18 protein-coding genes are annotated in these 16,571 nt (G+C 52.9%); 11 read left to right on the top strand and 7 right to left on the bottom strand.

Annotated elements, in window-relative coordinates:
- Positions 1-8: 8 nt before the first annotated feature.
- Genes OMQ46_RS07885 through OMQ46_RS07875 form a run of 3 tightly spaced genes read left to right on the top strand, consistent with a single transcriptional unit; the run spans position 9 to position 2,770 of the window.
- Positions 9-1,526 (top strand): DUF6513 domain-containing protein, encoded by a 1,518-nt coding sequence (locus OMQ46_RS07885; RefSeq protein ID WP_266236207.1) that lies wholly within the window; start codon positions 9-11, stop codon positions 1,524-1,526.
- Positions 1,498-2,082, top strand: coding sequence for a DUF447 domain-containing protein (locus OMQ46_RS07880; protein ID WP_266236206.1), 585 nt, complete (start codon positions 1,498-1,500; stop codon positions 2,080-2,082). Before OMQ46_RS07885 ends, OMQ46_RS07880 begins: the two co-directional genes overlap by 29 nt.
- Positions 2,075-2,770, top strand: a complete 696-nt coding sequence (locus tag OMQ46_RS07875; RefSeq protein WP_266236205.1) for a (5-formylfuran-3-yl)methyl phosphate synthase — start codon at positions 2,075-2,077, stop codon at positions 2,768-2,770. Before OMQ46_RS07880 ends, OMQ46_RS07875 begins: the two co-directional genes overlap by 8 nt.
- 3 nt (positions 2,771-2,773) lie before the next feature.
- Here the strand turns inward: OMQ46_RS07875 and OMQ46_RS07870 are convergent, their stop codons facing one another.
- Complete coding sequence (locus OMQ46_RS07870; RefSeq protein WP_266236204.1) at positions 2,774-3,031, bottom strand: DUF2798 domain-containing protein; 258 nt, start codon at positions 3,029-3,031, stop codon at positions 2,774-2,776.
- Between the two features lie 128 nt (positions 3,032-3,159).
- Between OMQ46_RS07870 and OMQ46_RS07865 the strand changes: the two genes are divergently transcribed.
- Positions 3,160-4,077, top strand: coding sequence for a LysR family transcriptional regulator (locus OMQ46_RS07865; RefSeq protein ID WP_266236203.1), 918 nt, complete (start codon positions 3,160-3,162; stop codon positions 4,075-4,077).
- A 45-nt stretch (positions 4,078-4,122) separates the two neighbouring features.
- Here OMQ46_RS07865 and metE read toward each other — a convergent pair whose 3' ends face one another.
- Positions 4,123-6,402, bottom strand: coding sequence for a 5-methyltetrahydropteroyltriglutamate--homocysteine S-methyltransferase (gene metE / locus OMQ46_RS07860; protein WP_266236202.1), 2,280 nt, complete (start codon positions 6,400-6,402; stop codon positions 4,123-4,125).
- Positions 6,403-6,501: 99 nt separating this feature from the next.
- On the opposite strand from metE, the gene OMQ46_RS07855 reads away from it, so the two are divergent.
- Complete coding sequence (locus OMQ46_RS07855) at positions 6,502-7,395, top strand: LysR family transcriptional regulator (RefSeq protein WP_266236201.1); 894 nt, start codon at positions 6,502-6,504, stop codon at positions 7,393-7,395.
- Here the strand turns inward: OMQ46_RS07855 and OMQ46_RS07850 are convergent, their stop codons facing one another.
- The 5 genes from OMQ46_RS07850 to gpmI are packed head-to-tail and all read right to left on the bottom strand — an operon-like array spanning position 7,396 to position 12,933.
- On the bottom strand, positions 7,396-8,184 hold the full coding sequence (locus OMQ46_RS07850; protein ID WP_266236200.1) for a response regulator: 789 nt from the start codon (positions 8,182-8,184) through the stop codon (positions 7,396-7,398).
- A gap of 9 nt (positions 8,185-8,193) precedes the next feature.
- Positions 8,194-8,748, bottom strand: a complete 555-nt coding sequence (locus OMQ46_RS07845) for a DJ-1 family glyoxalase III (protein ID WP_266236199.1) — start codon at positions 8,746-8,748, stop codon at positions 8,194-8,196.
- Positions 8,749-8,759: 11 nt separating this feature from the next.
- Positions 8,760-10,124, bottom strand: coding sequence for a S41 family peptidase (locus OMQ46_RS07840; protein ID WP_323135147.1), 1,365 nt, complete (start codon positions 10,122-10,124; stop codon positions 8,760-8,762).
- Between the two features lie 26 nt (positions 10,125-10,150).
- Positions 10,151-11,389 carry a murein hydrolase activator EnvC family protein gene (locus OMQ46_RS07835; RefSeq protein WP_266236198.1) on the bottom strand — a complete coding sequence of 413 codons (1,239 nt, stop codon included), beginning with the start codon at positions 11,387-11,389 and terminating at the stop codon, positions 10,151-10,153.
- An 8-nt stretch (positions 11,390-11,397) separates the two neighbouring features.
- On the bottom strand, positions 11,398-12,933 hold the full coding sequence (gene gpmI, locus OMQ46_RS07830; RefSeq protein ID WP_266236197.1) for a 2,3-bisphosphoglycerate-independent phosphoglycerate mutase: 1,536 nt from the start codon (positions 12,931-12,933) through the stop codon (positions 11,398-11,400).
- 213 nt (positions 12,934-13,146) lie between these two features.
- On the opposite strand from gpmI, the gene OMQ46_RS07825 reads away from it, so the two are divergent.
- The 6 genes from OMQ46_RS07825 to OMQ46_RS07800 are packed head-to-tail and all read left to right on the top strand — an operon-like array spanning position 13,147 to position 16,564.
- Positions 13,147-13,395, top strand: coding sequence for an ArsR/SmtB family transcription factor (locus OMQ46_RS07825; RefSeq protein ID WP_292438976.1), 249 nt, complete (start codon positions 13,147-13,149; stop codon positions 13,393-13,395).
- Positions 13,396-13,419: 24 nt separating this feature from the next.
- On the top strand, positions 13,420-13,839 hold the full coding sequence (locus OMQ46_RS07820; protein WP_266236195.1) for a rhodanese-like domain-containing protein: 420 nt from the start codon (positions 13,420-13,422) through the stop codon (positions 13,837-13,839).
- Between the two features lie 24 nt (positions 13,840-13,863).
- On the top strand, positions 13,864-14,121 hold the full coding sequence (gene grxC / locus OMQ46_RS07815; RefSeq protein ID WP_416234832.1) for a glutaredoxin 3: 258 nt from the start codon (positions 13,864-13,866) through the stop codon (positions 14,119-14,121).
- Positions 14,122-14,134: 13 nt separating this feature from the next.
- Entirely contained in the window at positions 14,135-14,629 is a 495-nt protein-coding gene (gene secB, locus OMQ46_RS07810) for a protein-export chaperone SecB (protein WP_266236194.1), read from the top strand.
- Between the two features lie 14 nt (positions 14,630-14,643).
- Positions 14,644-15,663, top strand: coding sequence for an NAD(P)H-dependent glycerol-3-phosphate dehydrogenase (locus OMQ46_RS07805; RefSeq protein ID WP_266236193.1), 1,020 nt, complete (start codon positions 14,644-14,646; stop codon positions 15,661-15,663).
- Positions 15,664-15,694: 31 nt separating this feature from the next.
- Positions 15,695-16,564: a hypothetical protein gene (locus OMQ46_RS07800; protein ID WP_266236192.1), complete on the top strand. Its 870-nt coding sequence runs from the start codon at positions 15,695-15,697 to the stop codon at positions 16,562-16,564.
- Positions 16,565-16,571: the final 7 nt, after the last annotated feature.

Below are 16,571 nucleotides of genomic sequence, written 5' to 3'. Positions count from 1 at the left end.
GCCCGGTAATGGCTGACCGGATCCTGTTTCTGACCGGAAAACTGGCAGCGCCCAGTGTGCATAAGGTGCTGCAGGAAATGGCCCCCCTGCCTTTTGATTATGAAGTGCATCAACTCGGCTTGTCTGTGGCGGCCTTGATGACGGATAAAATGATTGCCAGACGTCTCAAACCGGAAGATTATCAGGGGTATGACGAAATTATTGTTCCCGGTCGTTGCCGCGGTGATCTGGAGGCGTTAAGTCAGGAATTGGGTATCAAAGTCACTCGTGGGCCCGAAGAGATCAAGGATCTGCCGCTGCATTTCGGTAAAGCCCGCAAACAACCCGATCTCAGTCGTTACTCAGTGAATATTTTTGCTGAGATAGTCGATGCACCGGAGCGGAGCATCGAGAGTCTGCTGGCGCGAGCGCATTATTATCGCAATAACGGCGCGGATGTGATTGATATCGGTTGTTTGCCACAGGAGCGCTTTCCTCATCTGGAAGAAGCGATTCAAGCCCTTCATGAAGAGGGTTTTAAGGTAAGTGTAGACTCACTTTCATTGCCTGATTTACAGCGGGCAGCCATGGCTGGCGCCGACTTTCTACTGAGCCTTACCGAAGAAACTATCGACCTGGCCAAGGAAACCGATGCCGTGCCGATCCTGGTGCCGGCGGAACCCGGATCGCTGGCGTCGTTGGAACGGGCCATGGAAGCGATGGATAAGATCGGTAAACCGTGGATTGCAGATCCCATTCTGGACCCGATTCATTTTGGTCTGACCGCTTCTATTGTTCGCTATCATCAGTTGCGGCAGAAATATCCGGATGCCCCCATCATGATGGGGGTGGGCAACCTGACTGAACTGACCGATGCAGATACCAGCGGCATCAATGCGATGCTATTCGGGATTATTTCTGAGTTGAATGTCAATTGTGTGCTGGCGACCGAGGTCAGTTCGCATGCGAGGCGAGCGATAAGAGAAGCCGATGTTGCCAGACGAATGATGTTTGCAGCCAAAGATGACAATAGCCTGCCACGGGATTTCACGTCGGATTTATTGGTTGCGCATGAACGCCGACCTTTTACCGATACTGCCGAGGAAATTCACGAACTGGCACAGAGCATAAAGGATCCCAACTACCGCATCAAAGTAGCGCGGGAAGGCATTTTTATGTTCAACCGAGATGGTTTGCTGCAGGATACCGACCCGTTTGAGTTTTATCCGCATTTGCAGGTGGAAAACGATCCGGGCCATGCTTTCTATCTGGGGGTCGAACTGGCAAGAGCAGAGGTGGCATGGCAGCTGGGGAAACGCTATACCCAGGATGAAGATTTGCAGTGGGGCTGTGCCGTCGAACAGGCGGAAGAGGACCTGACCCGGCAGAAAGAAGAAGGCACGACCATGAAGAAGCGCAATAAAGATCGCGCCTGCGGGACAGCGGACAAGCCGGACCAGAAAAAACAACGGGCCTGTGGCACGGCAGAGAAACCCAAGAAAAAGAAGGAGCGCGCCTGTGGCACGGCTGACAAGTCGGATTCATGAGGTCATTGTGACAACCCTGGATGCGTCAGGCACACCGCATTCGGCACCGATGGGAATAAGTGAAGTAAATGGTTACTTTCTTGTTAAACCTTTTAAGCCCTCATCAACCTACGATAATTTGAAGCGTCATCGGCAATGCACGATTAATTTTATCGACGATGTCAGAGTCTTTGCCGGTGCCTTGACCGGCCGACGTGACTGGCCCACCCTGCCCTGTAGCCGGATTGAGGGCGCCTATCTTGAGCAGGCATTGGCGCATAGCGAACTGGAAATGACGGGGTTTGATGATGGTGATCCCAGGGCCTGTTTCTATGGTGAGGTGCGGGCAGAAGAGAACCATGCCCCCTTTCGTGGCTTTAACCGGGCGCAGAGTGCGGTGGTTGAAGCAGCGATCCTGGTCAGTCGTTTAGGGATGCTGCCGGAGAATAAAATCCGTGAAGAGATCGGCTATTTACAGATTGCGATGAAGAAAACCGCCGGTGACCGGGAATGGGAAGCCTGGGGCTGGCTGATGGACAAAATTGAACAAACAGGCATTGAGATACAACATGACTAAATGGCTGGCGAGCGTGCAATCGCTCGATGAAGCAAAAGCGCTGGAGCAGACTTTGCCCGATATCCTGGATCTGAAAGATCCGGCCCAGGGTGCGCTGGGTGCCCTGCCCGTGGCTGTCGTGCAATCAGTCAATGACTGGGTGGCTGGACGTTGTCAGACCAGCGCTACGGTGGGCGATCTTGTCATGAAACCAGCGGTAATAGCTGAAGCGGTAGTGGCGATGGCCGCTTCCGGCGTCGATTACGTTAAGGTCGGGCTGTTTGCTGCTCCGGCGCTGGTGTCCTGCCTACAGGCTTTAAACAGAACCTTCTCTGCGTTGGATACACCTGTTATTGCAGTGATGTTTGCTGATCAGACCTGCGACTTATCGTTGGTCAGTCTCATCAAGCAGGCCGGATTCAGTGGCGTCATGGTCGATACCGCCACAAAGAACGGCCAGCGATTGCTGGATCACTGGAATGAAACTGAGCTGAGCCAGTTTATCGAGCTGGCGCATCAGCATGATCTGCTTTGTGGTCTGGCAGGCGCATTGGCAATCGAGGATATCGATATCCTGGAACCGTTGGATGCCGATTATCTGGGTTTTCGAAGTGCGCTTTGTGATCGTCGTCAACGCACATCCCGGTTGCAGGCAGCGCACGCTCAGGCAATTCAACAGCGACTGCAGCAATACGGCCTTGCCTGTTAAACACTAGATCTCTGCGACAGTACGTGCGACCAGTTTCATCACCAGGGGCCGAACCATCATCACACAGAGAAACGCCGACGGCATCGCAATCTGGTAGGCATGGATAGCATTTAACAGGTAGTGGTCATCAAATCCCTGATTTACCGCAGTGATAATCAGCGACATCAATGCAGCCATAATCGCCGACATGTAGAAGGCAAACACCACTGGCGTCAATCTGACCGGTAGTTTTTTTCTGACCGCGACTCCGCGCTTTTGCATTGGTCTCTCTCCCGTTAATTCATATTGGTCAGTCTAAGGGGCTGTCTGGTCGCAGACTAGTGGGCTGAAACTATTTAGACTGTTAAGTTAAACTTAATTAATAATGATTTTTTTATTGGGTTTGGCTTATGGAAAATTTGCGGGGGATTGAAAGTTTTGTCCGGGCTGTTGAACTGGGGAGTATTGCTGCCGCTGCCCGGGTGCTTGGCGTGAGTGCGGCCGCCACGAGCCAGAATATCGCGCGTCTGGAGAAGCAACTGGCCACGCGGTTGCTGACAAGAACCACACGCAAACTGGCGTTGACTGATGCCGGTGAAATTTATTATCAGCGGGTAAAAGGCGTGATGCAGGAGCTGGAACTGGCTGAACAGGCGATAACGGCACATAAGGACGAAGTTGGCGGCAAGTTGAAGATAGCCTGCTCCGCCGCATTTGCCCGTCATGTGCTGGCACCGATGCTGGCCGATTTTCAGCGCATTTATCCACAAATAAGCCTGGAATTGATTGCTACGGATCGCAGAACCGACCATATCAGTGAGGGCGTAGATGTCAGTATCCGCATTCGTCAGCAGTTGGATGAGGGCATGGTGGCCAGAAAGCTGGCAACAGTTCCGTTACTGTTCTGTGCGTCGCCGGAGTACCTTGCCAGAGCCGGTTATCCGATCACGCCACAGGCGCTACTGCATCATGATTGCCTGATGTTCAGGGTGCCTGTCGACGGTCGACTGTTCCGCTGGGTTTTTATCCGTGACCAACAACGTTACGAACCCGAGGTTAAGGTCGCCATGATCAGCGATGATATTGATACGCTGGCCAGGATGGCTGTCAGAGGCGGCGGCATCGCAAGACTGGCTGCTTTTGTTGCAGCCCCTTATCTGGAGAAAGGCGACTTAATCGCCCTGTTCGAACAGGGGCCCAAAGTTGAGGTAGAGGCCGAACCGCTGGAGTTTTATTTCTGTATCACCGACCGCTACGCTCGTACTCCCAAGGTCAATGCATTTTATGACTATCTGTCGGCCAAGTTACCGGCAAAGTGGTCTCATTAGCAGCAGTGGCCGGGCCTCCCTGCCCGGCTTGCTGAGAGGAAATCTTCAGGCGGCAGCCTCCTGGCGGAGCTCACCAGCTGCCTGCACCATTGCGGCCAATGCTGGCTTCACCTCACTCCACTGACGGGTTTTCAGCCCACAGTCAGGATTGATCCAGAGACGCTCTGGTGGAATGCGTTCTGCGGCCTTTTCCATTAAATGGCGAATCTGTGCCACGGCGGGAATATTGGGGCTGTGAATATCATAAACGCCGGGACCGATTTCATTGGGGTAATCGAAGGCATTAAAAACATCCAGCAGTTCCATATCGGAACGCGAGGTCTCGATAGTAATCACATCAGCATCCATGGTCGCAATGGATTCGATAATGTCATTGAACTCGGAATAACACATATGGGTATGGATCTGCGTTTCATCCCTGACCCCGTTGGCGGTGATGCGGAAACAATTCACTGCCCAGTCCAGATAATGCTGCCAATCGGATCGTCTCAACGGCAGGCCTTCACGCAGTGCGGCCTCATCGATCTGAATGATACTGACGCCTTGCTGCTCCAGATCCAGCACTTCATCACGTATAGCCAGTGCTAGTTGTAAGCAGGTGTCAGCTCTCGGCTGATCATCGCGGACAAAAGACCAGTTGAGCATGGTAACCGGTCCGGTCAGCATGCCCTTGACCGGTTTATCCGTCAGTGACTGGGCATAGGCGATCCAGTCAACAGTCATGGCTTTAGGGCGCTCAATATCACCAAAAATAATGGGGGGTTTAACACAGCGTGAGCCGTAGGACTGCACCCAGCCGAAACGGGTGAAGGCATAGCCATCAAGCTGCTCACCGAAATATTCGACCATGTCATTACGCTCAGCTTCGCCATGCACCAGCACATCAAGACCGATTTTTTCCTGCTCTGTGATGGCATATTTAATCTGCTGCTGCATATCGCGTTGATAACTCAGTTCGTCAAGTGCTCCGCGACGATATTGCAGACGACTCTGACGAATAGCAGGCGTTTGCGGAAATGAGCCAATCGTCGTGGTCGGGAACAGCGGCAAAGGGTGTTTGCGGCGTTGTACCTGGCTACGTTTCGCGTAGCTACTGCTTCGCTTACCCCATGTCCCGGATACAGATTGCAGGCGATGCTGAACGGCTGTTTTATGAACTTTGCTTGATTCCCTGCGGGTTTCAATGGCACGGGCATTATCCGCCAGTTCTGACTCGACACTTTCACGGCCATGATTGAGTGCCAGTGCCAACAGGTTCAGTTCATCCAGCTTTTGTACGGCAAAAGCGAGCCAGTTTTTGATGTCACTATCAAGTTCAGTTTCCTGTTCCAGATCGACCGGTACATGCAACAAAGAGCAGGACGGTGCCAGCCACAGACGATCACCGAGACGCTGATACAGCGGTTCCAGCCAGTCCAGCAGACTGTTCAGGTCGCTTTTCCAGATATTGCGGCCATTAATAATACCCAGCGATAAAGTCTTGTGGGCCGGCAGCCAGTCAATCACTTTGAGCACTTCATCCCGGGCGTTGACGGCATCGATATGCAAGCCGGCAGTGGGTAACTCACAGGCCAGATTAAGATTCTCACGCAGTGGTGCAAAATAGGTTGTCAGCAGTAGTCGTGCCGGTGTTTTATTGAGAGCAAAATAAGCCTGGGTCAGGGCGTGTTGCCAGTCCTGATCCAGTTCCGTTGCCAGTACCGGCTCGTCAATCTGTACCCAGTCCGCCCCAGCTTCAACCAGCTTGATCAAACACTGCTCGTACACCGGCAATAACTCGTTCAGCAGATCGAGCTTGTTGCTGTCATCCTTGGTTTTGCCCAGCCACAAATAGCTGACCGGACCCAGTAAGACCGGTTTAGCCTGATAAGCCTGCTGGCGGGCTTCTGCAAGCTGAGCCAGCAGCCGATCAGCATTAAGCTCAAACTGGGTATCCGCGTTGAACTCGGGGACCAGATAGTGATAGTTGGTATCAAACCATTTGGTCATTTCAGCAGCGGCAATTGGCGTCTGTTTCAACGCTTTCGATGATTGTCCGCGTGCGGCTTGAAAGTATTGATCGCTTTCAGCCAGGCTGCTGTCGGTCCGCTGGGGCAGATTTCCGACCAGCAGACTGGTATCGAGTACATGATCGTAGAGTGAAAAATCGCCAACTGGCAGCCAGTCGAGTTTCTGCTGATACTGCCAGTGCTTCTCCCGCAGCTCCGCGGCGGTCTGTTCCAGTTCCTGGAGTGTGGATTCACCGTGCCAGTATTGTTCCAGCGCAAATTTCAGTTCACGGCGTTTGCCGATTCTCGGGAAGCCGAGGTTATGCGTAGTAATCATTGATTGTCCTTTGTTTTTTACAGGTGGCGGTCATTGTAAGGACAGAGTGAAATGAGGAATAATGATATTTTTTACCTTAACCATGAGGTTAACTAATAGATGATTGAGCGTAGCCATCTCAGGATTATTCAGGCTTTAGCCGAACATGGCAGTCTGACCGCTGCTGCCAATGCCTTATTTGTGACTCAGCCCGCCCTCTCCCACCAGATGCGCTATCTGGAGCAGAAGCTGGAAGTGAGCCTGTGGGAGCGGCAGGGGCGAAAGTTGCGTCTGACCCAGGCTGGCGAGCTCTTACTGCGCGTAGCCGGTCAGGTATTGCCGGTGCTGGAGCAGACTGAAAATACCCTGCAGGCTTTTGCCGATGGCAAGCAGGGAATTTTAAGGCTGGGGGTTGAATGTCACCCGTGTTATGAATGGCTCAAAGGGGTGCTGGCAGATTACCTAGTGATGATGCCGAAAATGGATGTCGATATTGTTCACAAGTTTCAGTTTTCCGGCCTGCAGGGCTTGCTCAATTACCATATTGATTTGCTGGTCACACCCGACCAGGTCAATCAGCAGGGCGTGGTCTATGCGCCGTTATTTGATTACGAGTTGGTCTTGTTGGTGGCCAAAGATCATTCACTGGCAAACAATGAGTCTGTTGAAGCTCATGATTTATCCAGTGAGTTATTACTTACTTTTCCGGTTCCTCATGAACGCCTAGATATTTATACGCAGTTCCTGATGCCCGCAGGCATCAGCCCACGACACAAAGCGATGGCTTCGCTGGATATTATGATTCAGATGGCGGCGCTGAACCGGGGGGTGACGATTCTGCCAGATTGGCTGGCAAAGCATTATCTCGACAGTCTGTCAGTTACGACACTCCGGCTGGGTAAAAAAGGTGTGATGAAAACCCTGTTTGCGGCGATGCGGGAAGGCGAAGAAACGGTGCCTTACATGCAGGAATTCGTGGCACTGGGCCAGCAAAAAGCGTTGCCGGCGGGCTGATCAGGCATCCAATACACGAAACAGCATTTCGCGTATGGTTTGGGGTTCAAAGGGTTTGTCCAGGATAGCTGACACGCCGGCCTGCTGAACGTTGCCCAGGCGGGCCTGATTGTTTTCAGTGGTTGCCATTAATATCGGCAGCACCACATCACCCATTTCATCGCGGATATAGCGTGTCAGTTCATGGCCGTCCATTTCCGGCATGTTGAGATCGGTCACCACCAGATCATAGCGGTGGCTGCTGAGCAGATTAACCGCCTCACGGCCGTTTTCTGCCAGATCGATGTGTTCAATACCCATACTGCCCAAAACGCGGGAGAGATGATTGCGGGAAGTAAAACTATCATCAACCAGCAGAATACTCAGCTCGCTGACATCATAGCTTTCCAGTTCAATTTCACTGGGGTCAATCACATCCAGCGTGGCGCGAATCGCACGACGCAAATCTCTGGAATCAAAGGGCTTGGGCAAAATGGCCATGACGCCGGCCTGTCGTATCGGTTCCAGTGCCTGATGGCCCGTCTCGCTGGAAATCAGCATGAAAGCGATATTGGTATCTATCGCCTGTACGCTGTTGATCAGTTCATCAGCAGTCATATCCGGAAGATACATTGCGGAAATAACCAAATCCGGCGGGTACTGGCCGATATGAGCAAGCGCTTCCTCGCCATTGCTGACGCCATCAATTTTGTTGATGCCTTCCTGCTGTAGATGACGCATGATGAGCTTGAGCTGCATCGAAGACGGCTCAACCAGGAGGATAGACAAATCAGAGGCAGTCAGTGACATACGCTGTCCTCAAGGACGGACCAGGCTGGTTTCGACCTGGTCACGAGTGGTTCTGGAAGAGAGCAGTTCGATGATGGTGAGCGCGAAGTCCATAGCAGTGCCCGGCCCTCTAGAAGTCAGGATCTTACCGTCAATAACAACCGGATCGTCACCAATCTCAATGGTCGGCCATTGAGATTGGTCCAGTGCGCCCGGGTAACTGGTGGCGCGTTTCCCCTCCAGCACACCGGCACTGGCCAGCACCATAGGGGCCGCACAGATTGCGGCGAGGTATCGATTGTCCTGCTGCAGGCGCTTGATAAGTGCATGGACACGATGATCGTTGTTGAGATGATCCGTGCCCGGCTGACCGCCGGGTAACAGTATCATATCGAAGTCATCATCAAGTACCGTATCCAGCAGCGTATCAGCAACCAGGCCGACCTGACGGCTCGCGGTCAGCTGTGTCTGATGGCCCAGGCTGGCCGTGGTCACAGTGATGCCGGCGCGTCTGAGGAGGTCGATCATTGTGACCGCTTCCAGCTCCTCACAACCTTCTGCCAGGGGAATTAATACACTGGCCATATCACTTATACCTATTTGCTAAGGATGGTCATGCCTTTCAGCAAGTTCAGCGCTTGTGACAGCACATAATCACTGACTTCCAGAGGCTGTTCTTTTGTTTCCTTGTCCTCGACAGCGGAGTCAATAGTCTCAGGTGTCACAGACTCTTCATCGGTGGCTTCCTGGTTTTGACTGTCAGCGGCTTCTTTCTCTTCGCCATTTTCCAAATGATGTGCGAGGTCACGTTCACGTAGCGGTGTGAACTCATTTTCATCAACGGAAGCGACCCGGATACCACTGATTTCGATATCCGGTACGATACCTTCAGCCTGAATAGACCGGCCTGAAGGTGTGTAATAGCGGGCTGTGGTCATTTTCACCGCGGTGTCATTGGTTAACGGCATCACAGTCTGCACTGAGCCTTTACCAAAGGTTTTGCCACCCAGCACGATAGCGCGTTTGTGATCCTGCAGGGCACCGGCCACAATCTCGGAGGCCGAGGCTGAACCGCCATTGACCAGTACGATAACCGGAGCGCCTTTGAGCAGGTCGTCGGGTGTGGCGTGGAATTTCTGATCCGAGTCAGCGATGCGACCATCGGTGTAAACGATCAGCCCTTTATCGAGGAATGCATCGGAGACGTCGACAGCGGCCTCCAGCACACCGCCCGGATTGTTCCGAAGGTCCAGCACCAGGCCGTTGAGTTTGCCATCACTCTCTTTCTTCAGTTCGCTCACGGCCTCGCGCAGGCTGGCACCGGTGCGTGACTGGAAGGTGGTGACACGAATATAACCGTAACCTGGTTCCAGCATTTTCTTCTTAACGCTCTCGACCTTGATAATGGCACGGGTTAGTTCTACTTTCAGTGGTTTGTCTGCGCCTTCCCGGATGATAGTGAGTGTTAACTTCGATCCGGGCTCGCCGCGCATAATATCGACAGCCTCATTGAGGTTCATCCCTTTCACTGGGGTTTCATCCAGGCGAATGATCAGGTCCCCCGCCTGAATACCGGCTTCGGCTGCCGGCGTGTCATCAATCGGTGCAACCACTTTGACAAAGCCGTCTTCCATGCTGACTTCGATACCCAGGCCACCGAACTCGCCGGAGGTACCTTCGCGTAACTCCTGGAATTCATCCAGATTCAGATAAGTGGAATGAGGATCAAGCCCGGAAAGCATGCCACGGATGGCATTTTCCAGTAATTGTTTATCTTCTACCGGCTCGACATAGCTGCTTTTAATGCGACCAAAGATTTCAGAAAAGGTCCGCAGGTCTTCCAGTGGCAGATCCGGCTGCACTGACTCACGCTCGGCAAAGACCATCTGGCCGAATACCAGGGTTGCCCCCAGAATAATGCCAGTCGTAATCAATCCGAAATCGCGTTTAAAAAAGCTCATATCGTTTCCTTCGTTGTTAGCCCACTTCAGCCCTGCCTTGCCAACCATTTTATCGGGTTAGTGGGCGCGCCGCGGTGGCGAATTTCAAAATAAAGTCCTGTCAGACCGCGAATTCCCTGTTCGCCTGACTGGGCAATCACTTCACCTGCCTGAACTGTATCACCGGCTTGTTTCAGTAAAGTCTCATTGTTGCCGTAGAGCGTCATGTATTGTTCACCGTGATCGACGATGATCAGCAAGCCGAATCCCCGTAACCAGTCGGCAAAGACCACGCGGCCTGCGGCTGTGGCTCTGACATCATTGCCGGTGGGGGAATCGATCACGATACCTTGCCACTTGAGTTTACCAAGATTTCTGGGGCTACCATAGCGTGCCAGCACTTTTCCGCTGACCGGCCAGTGCAATTTACCAGTCAGACGTGAAAACGGTGTGTTTGGTTTCGGTGGTGGCGCAATCGCTGCGGATTTGGTTTCTGCCGGAGTTGTCTCTGGCTGCTGATGTTGGGCTTTTTCCCGGGCGGCTTTTTCCTGCGCCGCTTGCTCGCGGGCGATTCGCTGTTCACGCTCCCGCGCCAATCGATCCAGCAGCGCCTGCAGGTTCTGTTCTTCTTGTTTCAGCGCGGCTAGTTTGGCGTCCTGTCCGGAGATTGACTTGTCCAGCGCAGCCAGCGTTGCTTTGCGTTTCTGAGTTTCCTGTAATAGCGCCTGCTGCTTCTGTATTTGCTCTTCTCTGCTAACTTCAAGCGATTGCTGGGCCAGTAAAATGTCTTTTTGCTCCTGATTAAGCTCTGTCAGCAGTTGATTGATTGATTCCAGCTGTGCTTTGCGCGCTTCATGAAAATATCGAAAGTAGGTGTTGCCCCGGCTGAGGGTCGCAATATCCTGCTGGTTAAGCAACATTTCCAGATAACTGGGTTCGGCATTGATATAGGCGGCTCGCATCTGCTCATAAAGCGCATCCAGTTGCTGATTCTGTTCCGCTTCCTTGATACCGGCAACCTCCCGCAGTTGGGACAAAGTCTGTTTCTTTTCGTTGATCTGCTGCTCCAGCGAGCGCAGTTCACGATTGAGTTCAGAGACTTTTTTGCTCTGCGCCTCGAGCTGCTCATACATCTCCTCGCGACTGGCTTTTTTCTGGCTCAGGTCGGCGCTGAGATCTTCTATTTCATCACGGACCGTATCCAGTCGCTGTGCTGACTCTCCATCAGCTTGCAGGCCGCTAGAGAGTAACAGCAGAAAACAGAGGGGCGCGAATCGTTTCAACACCACAGGCTTCAGGATTTTTCCTCGATCAACAGATGCTTACTCATCTCTTCCGGTATTGGCAGGTCCATCAATGACAGCATGGTCGGAGCGATATCGGATAAGGTGCCGTTTTCATGACAAATCGCTTTGCGCCCGGCAAACAGTAGCGGTACCACGTTGTTGGTGTGTGCCGTGTGCGCTTGTCCGGTTTCGTGGTTGACCATGCGTTCAGCGTTACCATGATCGGCGGTGACGATCATCTCACCACCCACCGATTTCAGTGCGGTCCAGACGGTACCCAGACATTGGTCCAGGGCTTCCACCGCCTTGACAGCGGCATCGAAATTCCCCGTGTGGCCGACCATGTCAGCATTGGCGAAATTGCAGATGATCACGTCGTATTTTTCCGAGTGGATCGCTTCAGCCAATTTGTTAGCGACTTCTGGCGCACTCATTTCCGGCTGCTGGTCATAGGTATCGACCTTGGGTGACGGAACCAGAATCCGATCTTCCCCTTCGAAGGGATTTTCCAGGCCGCCGTTGAAGAAAAAAGTCACATGGGCGTATTTTTCCGTTTCGGCAATACGCAGTTGTTTGAGTCCCAACGAAGACAGATAGGCCCCAAGGATGTTTTTCATTTTTTCGTTGGGGAATGCGATCGGTGAGCTGTAGTCTTTTTTGTATTCGGTCAGCGTGACGTATTCAGCCAGCTTGATCTCGCGCGGACGGATAAAACCGTCAAAGTCGGGTTTGATAAAACACTCGGTGATTTCGCGGGCACGGTCAGCGCGGAAATTCATGAAAACGATACTGTCGCCATCTTCAATCCGGACCGGTTCACCAATGGTGGTGGCTTTGACAAACTCATCGGTTTCCTCGCGGGCGTAGGCCATTTCCAGGGCCTCGGTGGCGCTGTCCGCCTGAAACTCAGCCTCACCCTCGGCGATCAGGCGGTAAGCGGCTTCTACCCGGTTCCAGCGCTTGTCACGATCCATCGCATAATAGCGGCCAATCATGCTGGCGAGACGCCCCCGGCCCTGCTCGGCAAACACAGCTTCGAGTTTATCGATGGACGCCTGCGCACTTTTGGGTGCCGTATCCCGACCATCCAGGAAGGCATGGACATAGACGTGGCGGGCACCACGGTCAACGGCCAGTTTGACCATCGCGTGGATGTGTTCTTCATGACTGTGAACACCACCGTCGGAGAGCAGCCCGAAGATATGCACGGCTTTGTCATGCTCAATGGCTTTATCCACGCCGGCGGTCAACACCGGATTTTGGAAAAAAGCCCCATCCTCGATGGCTTTGCTGATGCGGGTAAACTCCTGATAAACCACCCGGCCAGCACCCAGGTTGAGATGGCCGACTTCGGAGTTACCCATCTGATCACCAGGTAGTCCAACCCCCTGACCGGATGCATTAATCAAAGTGTGGGGATAATCCTGCCACAACTGATTCCAGACCGGTGTATTGGCGGCCAGAATCGCATTGTTGTCAGGGTCTTCGCTGTAGCCCCAGCCATCCATAATGATAAGCGCTAATGGTCGGTGTTTGCGTGTCATTGAAAAAATCCTTGAAACGATGTGTGGTCGGGCTCTCTCACGGCTGACCTGTGTCTTTATATATTATTCGACGTAGCAGCCGTGTATTATATGGGCTTTTGTGATGAAATACAGTCACAGGTAACAGCGGAAAAAATCGTGGCACAAGCCGGAAACCTCGACCTCATCGCGCTCGACAACGATATCGAACGGGCAGCATTTGCGCTCAAAGCCATGTCGCACCCCCTGCGATTGAAGATTTTGTGCGCGGTAGGTGAGAAAGAGCTGTCGGTGCAGGATATTGTCGACTGTGTGGGCACCACACAGAGTAATGTATCGCAACATCTGGCCAAGCTGCGGGACAAGGAAATACTGGCTTCACGCCGTGATGCCAACCGCATTTATTACCGGGTCAATGATGAACGCACGCTGCGTCTGATTGAGATGATGCGTGATGTGTTCTGCTCGGCAAAGCAACATTAATTCAGCGTACTAAGTAGGGGTAAAATGGAAAACTTGGGTGAGTTTATTGTTAATCACTGGATTCTGGTGACCGCCTTTGTGGTGCTGGCCTGGCTGGTATTTTCCGATTCGATAAACCGCAAGTTGAGTGGCCTGCAGATGCTGGGGCCGAATCAGGCCGTGCGTCTGGTCAATCAGCACAAAGGCGCTTTTGTTGATGTCCGCGATAAGGCGGAGTTTGAGAAAGAACACATTGCTGACTCCATCAACCTGCCCCTGGCTGAGCTGGCCGATAAGGCCGGTGAGCTGAAAAATAAAGCGCAACCGGTGGTGATTGTCTGTGCCAGCGGTCAGCGTTCACGCAGTGCGGTCAAGCAACTGCGTCGTCAGGGCTTTGAACAAGTCTATGTTTTATCCGGCGGCCTGCATGCCTGGAAAGAGGCCAAGCTACCGCTGTTCAGTTAATCCGAACATAAGCAGGGTGTTATTGTGGCTAATGTAATCGTTTACTCTTCCGCACATTGTCCTTATTGCGTTATGGCCAAGCAGTTGCTTGATCGCAAAGGCGTTGATTATGAAGAAATCCGCGTTGATCTGGATCCGTCCCGTCGCGAGGAAATGATAAAAAAAAGCCGGCAGCGCACCGTGCCCCAGATTTTCATTAATAATAAAGCTATAGGCGGCTACACCGACCTGTTGGCGATTGATCGTGCCAACAAGCTGGATAGTCTCCTGGCACAATCGTAGAGAAGGAAGAAAGATGGCTGAAGAAAATGCAACAGCAACGGGTGAAGAGCAGCAAAAACCACGCTTTGTCATCCAGAAGATTTACACCAAAGATGTCTCGTTCGAGTCGCCTAACTCACCGGATATCTTCCGTGATGAGTGGCGTCCCAAGCTCGACTTACAACTGGGTAATGACTATAAACGGATCGATGATGATAACCATGAAGTCATCCTGACCGTGATGGTCACCGCTAAGGTGGATGACAAGGTGGCATTCCTGGTGGAAGTGAAGCAGGCGGGTATCTTCACCCTGACCGGTTACAGCAACGAAGAAATGGGCCCGCTGCTGGGCAGCTACTGCCCGAACACCTTGTTCCCGTTCGTGCGTGAAGTGGTCTCTGATCTGGTCACCAAAGGTGGCTTCCCGCAACTGGTACTGGCGCCTGTTAATTTCGATGCCATGTATCTGCATAATAAAGAAAGAGCCCAGCAAGCGGCTAAACAGGCGCAGTCTGAAGCGACCCACTGATAACAGGACGGCACGTGGCTGAAAAGCTTTTACCGACTTTAGTTATCGGTGCCGGTGCCTGGGGAACGGCACTGGCCATTGCTATTGCCCGCAAAGGCCATGAGGTTCGCCTCTGGGCCCGTGATCAGGAGCAGCTTCGGGCAATGCAGGCCAATCGTAGCAATGCGCGTTACCTGCCGGATATCCGCTTTCCCGAACCGCTGAGCCTGACTGCGGATCTGGAAAGCGCAGTGCGAGAAGCCCGACATGTGTTGATTTCGGTGCCCAGCAAGTCGTTTGTCGACACGCTGCGGACAATCAAGCCGTTATTACAACCGGGCGTTCCTGTGAGCTGGGCCACCAAAGGCCTGACCGTGGATGACGGGCAGTTTTTGCATGATGCAGCACATGAAGTGCTGGGTGATTCTCACCCGCTGGCGGTGATCTCCGGCCCGTCTTTTGCCGCGGAAGTCGCTGCCAACCTGCCCACGGCGGTGACAGTGGCTTCACCGAACCAGGCTTTTGCCGATGCATTGGTGGCGTTGCTGCATTCGCAGACATTACGTATTTACACCACGCACGATATCATCGGTGTGCAAATCGGTGGCACCGTCAAGAATGTACTGGCTATCGCCGCTGGTATCTCCGATGGTCTGGGATTCGGTGCGAATGCCAGGGCTGCGCTGATTACCCGCGGTATGGCGGAGATTTGGCGGTTCGCTGCGGCAATGGGTGCCGAATCCGAAACCCTGTTTGGTCTGGCCGGTATTGGTGATGTGATTCTGACATGTACCGATAACCAGAGCCGCAATCGCCAGCTTGGCTTGGCGCTGGGAAGCGGTTTGAAAGTCGATGAAGCAGTGAAACAGGTTGGCAAAACCGTTGAAGGCATGCATGCTGCCCGTGAAGTATTACTGCGGGCGAAGCAGGTTGGTGTGGAAATGCCCATCGTCGAACAGGTATGCAAAATTCTGTTTGAGGGTTACGATCCGCGCGAATCAGTGCAAGCTTTGTTGTGCAGGGAACAGAAAGCGGAAGTCAGGCGCCCTGCCTGACAACCAGATTAATTAAAAGAGGAACAATCTTATGCGAGGCATTCTTAAGTACAGTGCGACGATTGCGACGGTCGTCATGCTCAGCCTGGGGTTGAGCGGCTGTGGTAACCCGCTCAAAAAAGATGAGCCCGAGATTACGGCAGAAGGCAAAACCGTATTTGAAGCCGGTTTGCAGTATGTGAAAGTCGTCGAGCGTGATGTTGCGGGTGTCGCCAATGATCATCCGTTTTCTATTTCCTCGGCCAATATGCGCACTGTGCTGGAATCACTCTATGTGACCGAAACCGTGCTGTTTAACGAGCGCCAGGCGCCGCTGTTCTCGCCGTTCGAATTACAGATTCTGAGCTCCGGTTTGTCATCCGGTCTGGCTCGTGCTGAAACCAACGAAGACGTCACCTTCGTGACTATCGGGGCGCATCAGGGTGCGCTGGCCAAGGAAAAACAAACCAACACCGGTCGTGTCTTCTACAGCGGTGGCCGTCTGAACATCATCTTCGGCAAAGTGCGTGAAGAATATCTGGATAAGGACCCCTACACCGGTCAGGAAATCGACCGTCGTGTGAATCCGCTGCGTCCCGGTACCCGCCGTACGGACTCCGAACCTGACGTCCGTGTAGCACTGGACAACGGCCAGTCTTACTATACTGATCCGGAAACCGGTGAAGAGCGTACCGACTGGATCGTGATTGATATCCCGACTGTACTGGCTACCATGGCAGAACGTGAAGCCAGCACCCAGGACGGTACGTTGAGTCCCGAGCTACGTGAAGATATCGCCCGCAACAAGCAGGAAACCAGCAACCTGCGTGAAGATATGGCGAATATCAAGGAAGTCCTGTTCGAGATGAGCGACCAGCTCGACAAGCTGCAAAAAGAGCTGGATGCAATGAAGTCGGAGTAATCCGTAT

The organism is Methylophaga sp. OBS1, from assembly GCF_026319365.1.
This window is presented reverse-complemented; position numbering and strand designations above follow the sequence as displayed.

What these genes read in the sequence shown, in the direction of transcription:
- OMQ46_RS07885 (WP_266236207.1), top strand. Translation starts at nt 9, where the DNA reads ATGGCTGACCGGATCCTGTTTCTGACCGGAAAACTGGCAGCGCCCAGT.
- OMQ46_RS07875 (WP_266236205.1), top strand. Translation starts at nt 2,075, where the DNA reads ATGACTAAATGGCTGGCGAGCGTGCAATCGCTCGATGAAGCAAAAGCG.
- OMQ46_RS07870 (WP_266236204.1), bottom strand. Translation starts at nt 3,031, where the DNA reads ATGCAAAAGCGCGGAGTCGCGGTCAGAAAAAAACTACCGGTCAGATTG.
- OMQ46_RS07865 (WP_266236203.1), top strand. Translation starts at nt 3,160, where the DNA reads ATGGAAAATTTGCGGGGGATTGAAAGTTTTGTCCGGGCTGTTGAACTG.
- metE (WP_266236202.1), bottom strand. Translation starts at nt 6,402, where the DNA reads ATGATTACTACGCATAACCTCGGCTTCCCGAGAATCGGCAAACGCCGT.
- OMQ46_RS07855 (WP_266236201.1), top strand. Translation starts at nt 6,502, where the DNA reads ATGATTGAGCGTAGCCATCTCAGGATTATTCAGGCTTTAGCCGAACAT.
- OMQ46_RS07850 (WP_266236200.1), bottom strand. Translation starts at nt 8,184, where the DNA reads ATGTCACTGACTGCCTCTGATTTGTCTATCCTCCTGGTTGAGCCGTCT.
- OMQ46_RS07845 (WP_266236199.1), bottom strand. Translation starts at nt 8,748, where the DNA reads ATGGCCAGTGTATTAATTCCCCTGGCAGAAGGTTGTGAGGAGCTGGAA.
- OMQ46_RS07840 (WP_323135147.1), bottom strand. Translation starts at nt 10,124, where the DNA reads ATGAGCTTTTTTAAACGCGATTTCGGATTGATTACGACTGGCATTATT.
- gpmI (WP_266236197.1), bottom strand. Translation starts at nt 12,933, where the DNA reads ATGACACGCAAACACCGACCATTAGCGCTTATCATTATGGATGGCTGG.
- OMQ46_RS07825 (WP_292438976.1), top strand. Translation starts at nt 13,147, where the DNA reads ATGTCGCACCCCCTGCGATTGAAGATTTTGTGCGCGGTAGGTGAGAAA.
- OMQ46_RS07820 (WP_266236195.1), top strand. Translation starts at nt 13,420, where the DNA reads ATGGAAAACTTGGGTGAGTTTATTGTTAATCACTGGATTCTGGTGACC.
- secB (WP_266236194.1), top strand. Translation starts at nt 14,135, where the DNA reads ATGGCTGAAGAAAATGCAACAGCAACGGGTGAAGAGCAGCAAAAACCA.
- OMQ46_RS07800 (WP_266236192.1), top strand. Translation starts at nt 15,695, where the DNA reads ATGCGAGGCATTCTTAAGTACAGTGCGACGATTGCGACGGTCGTCATG.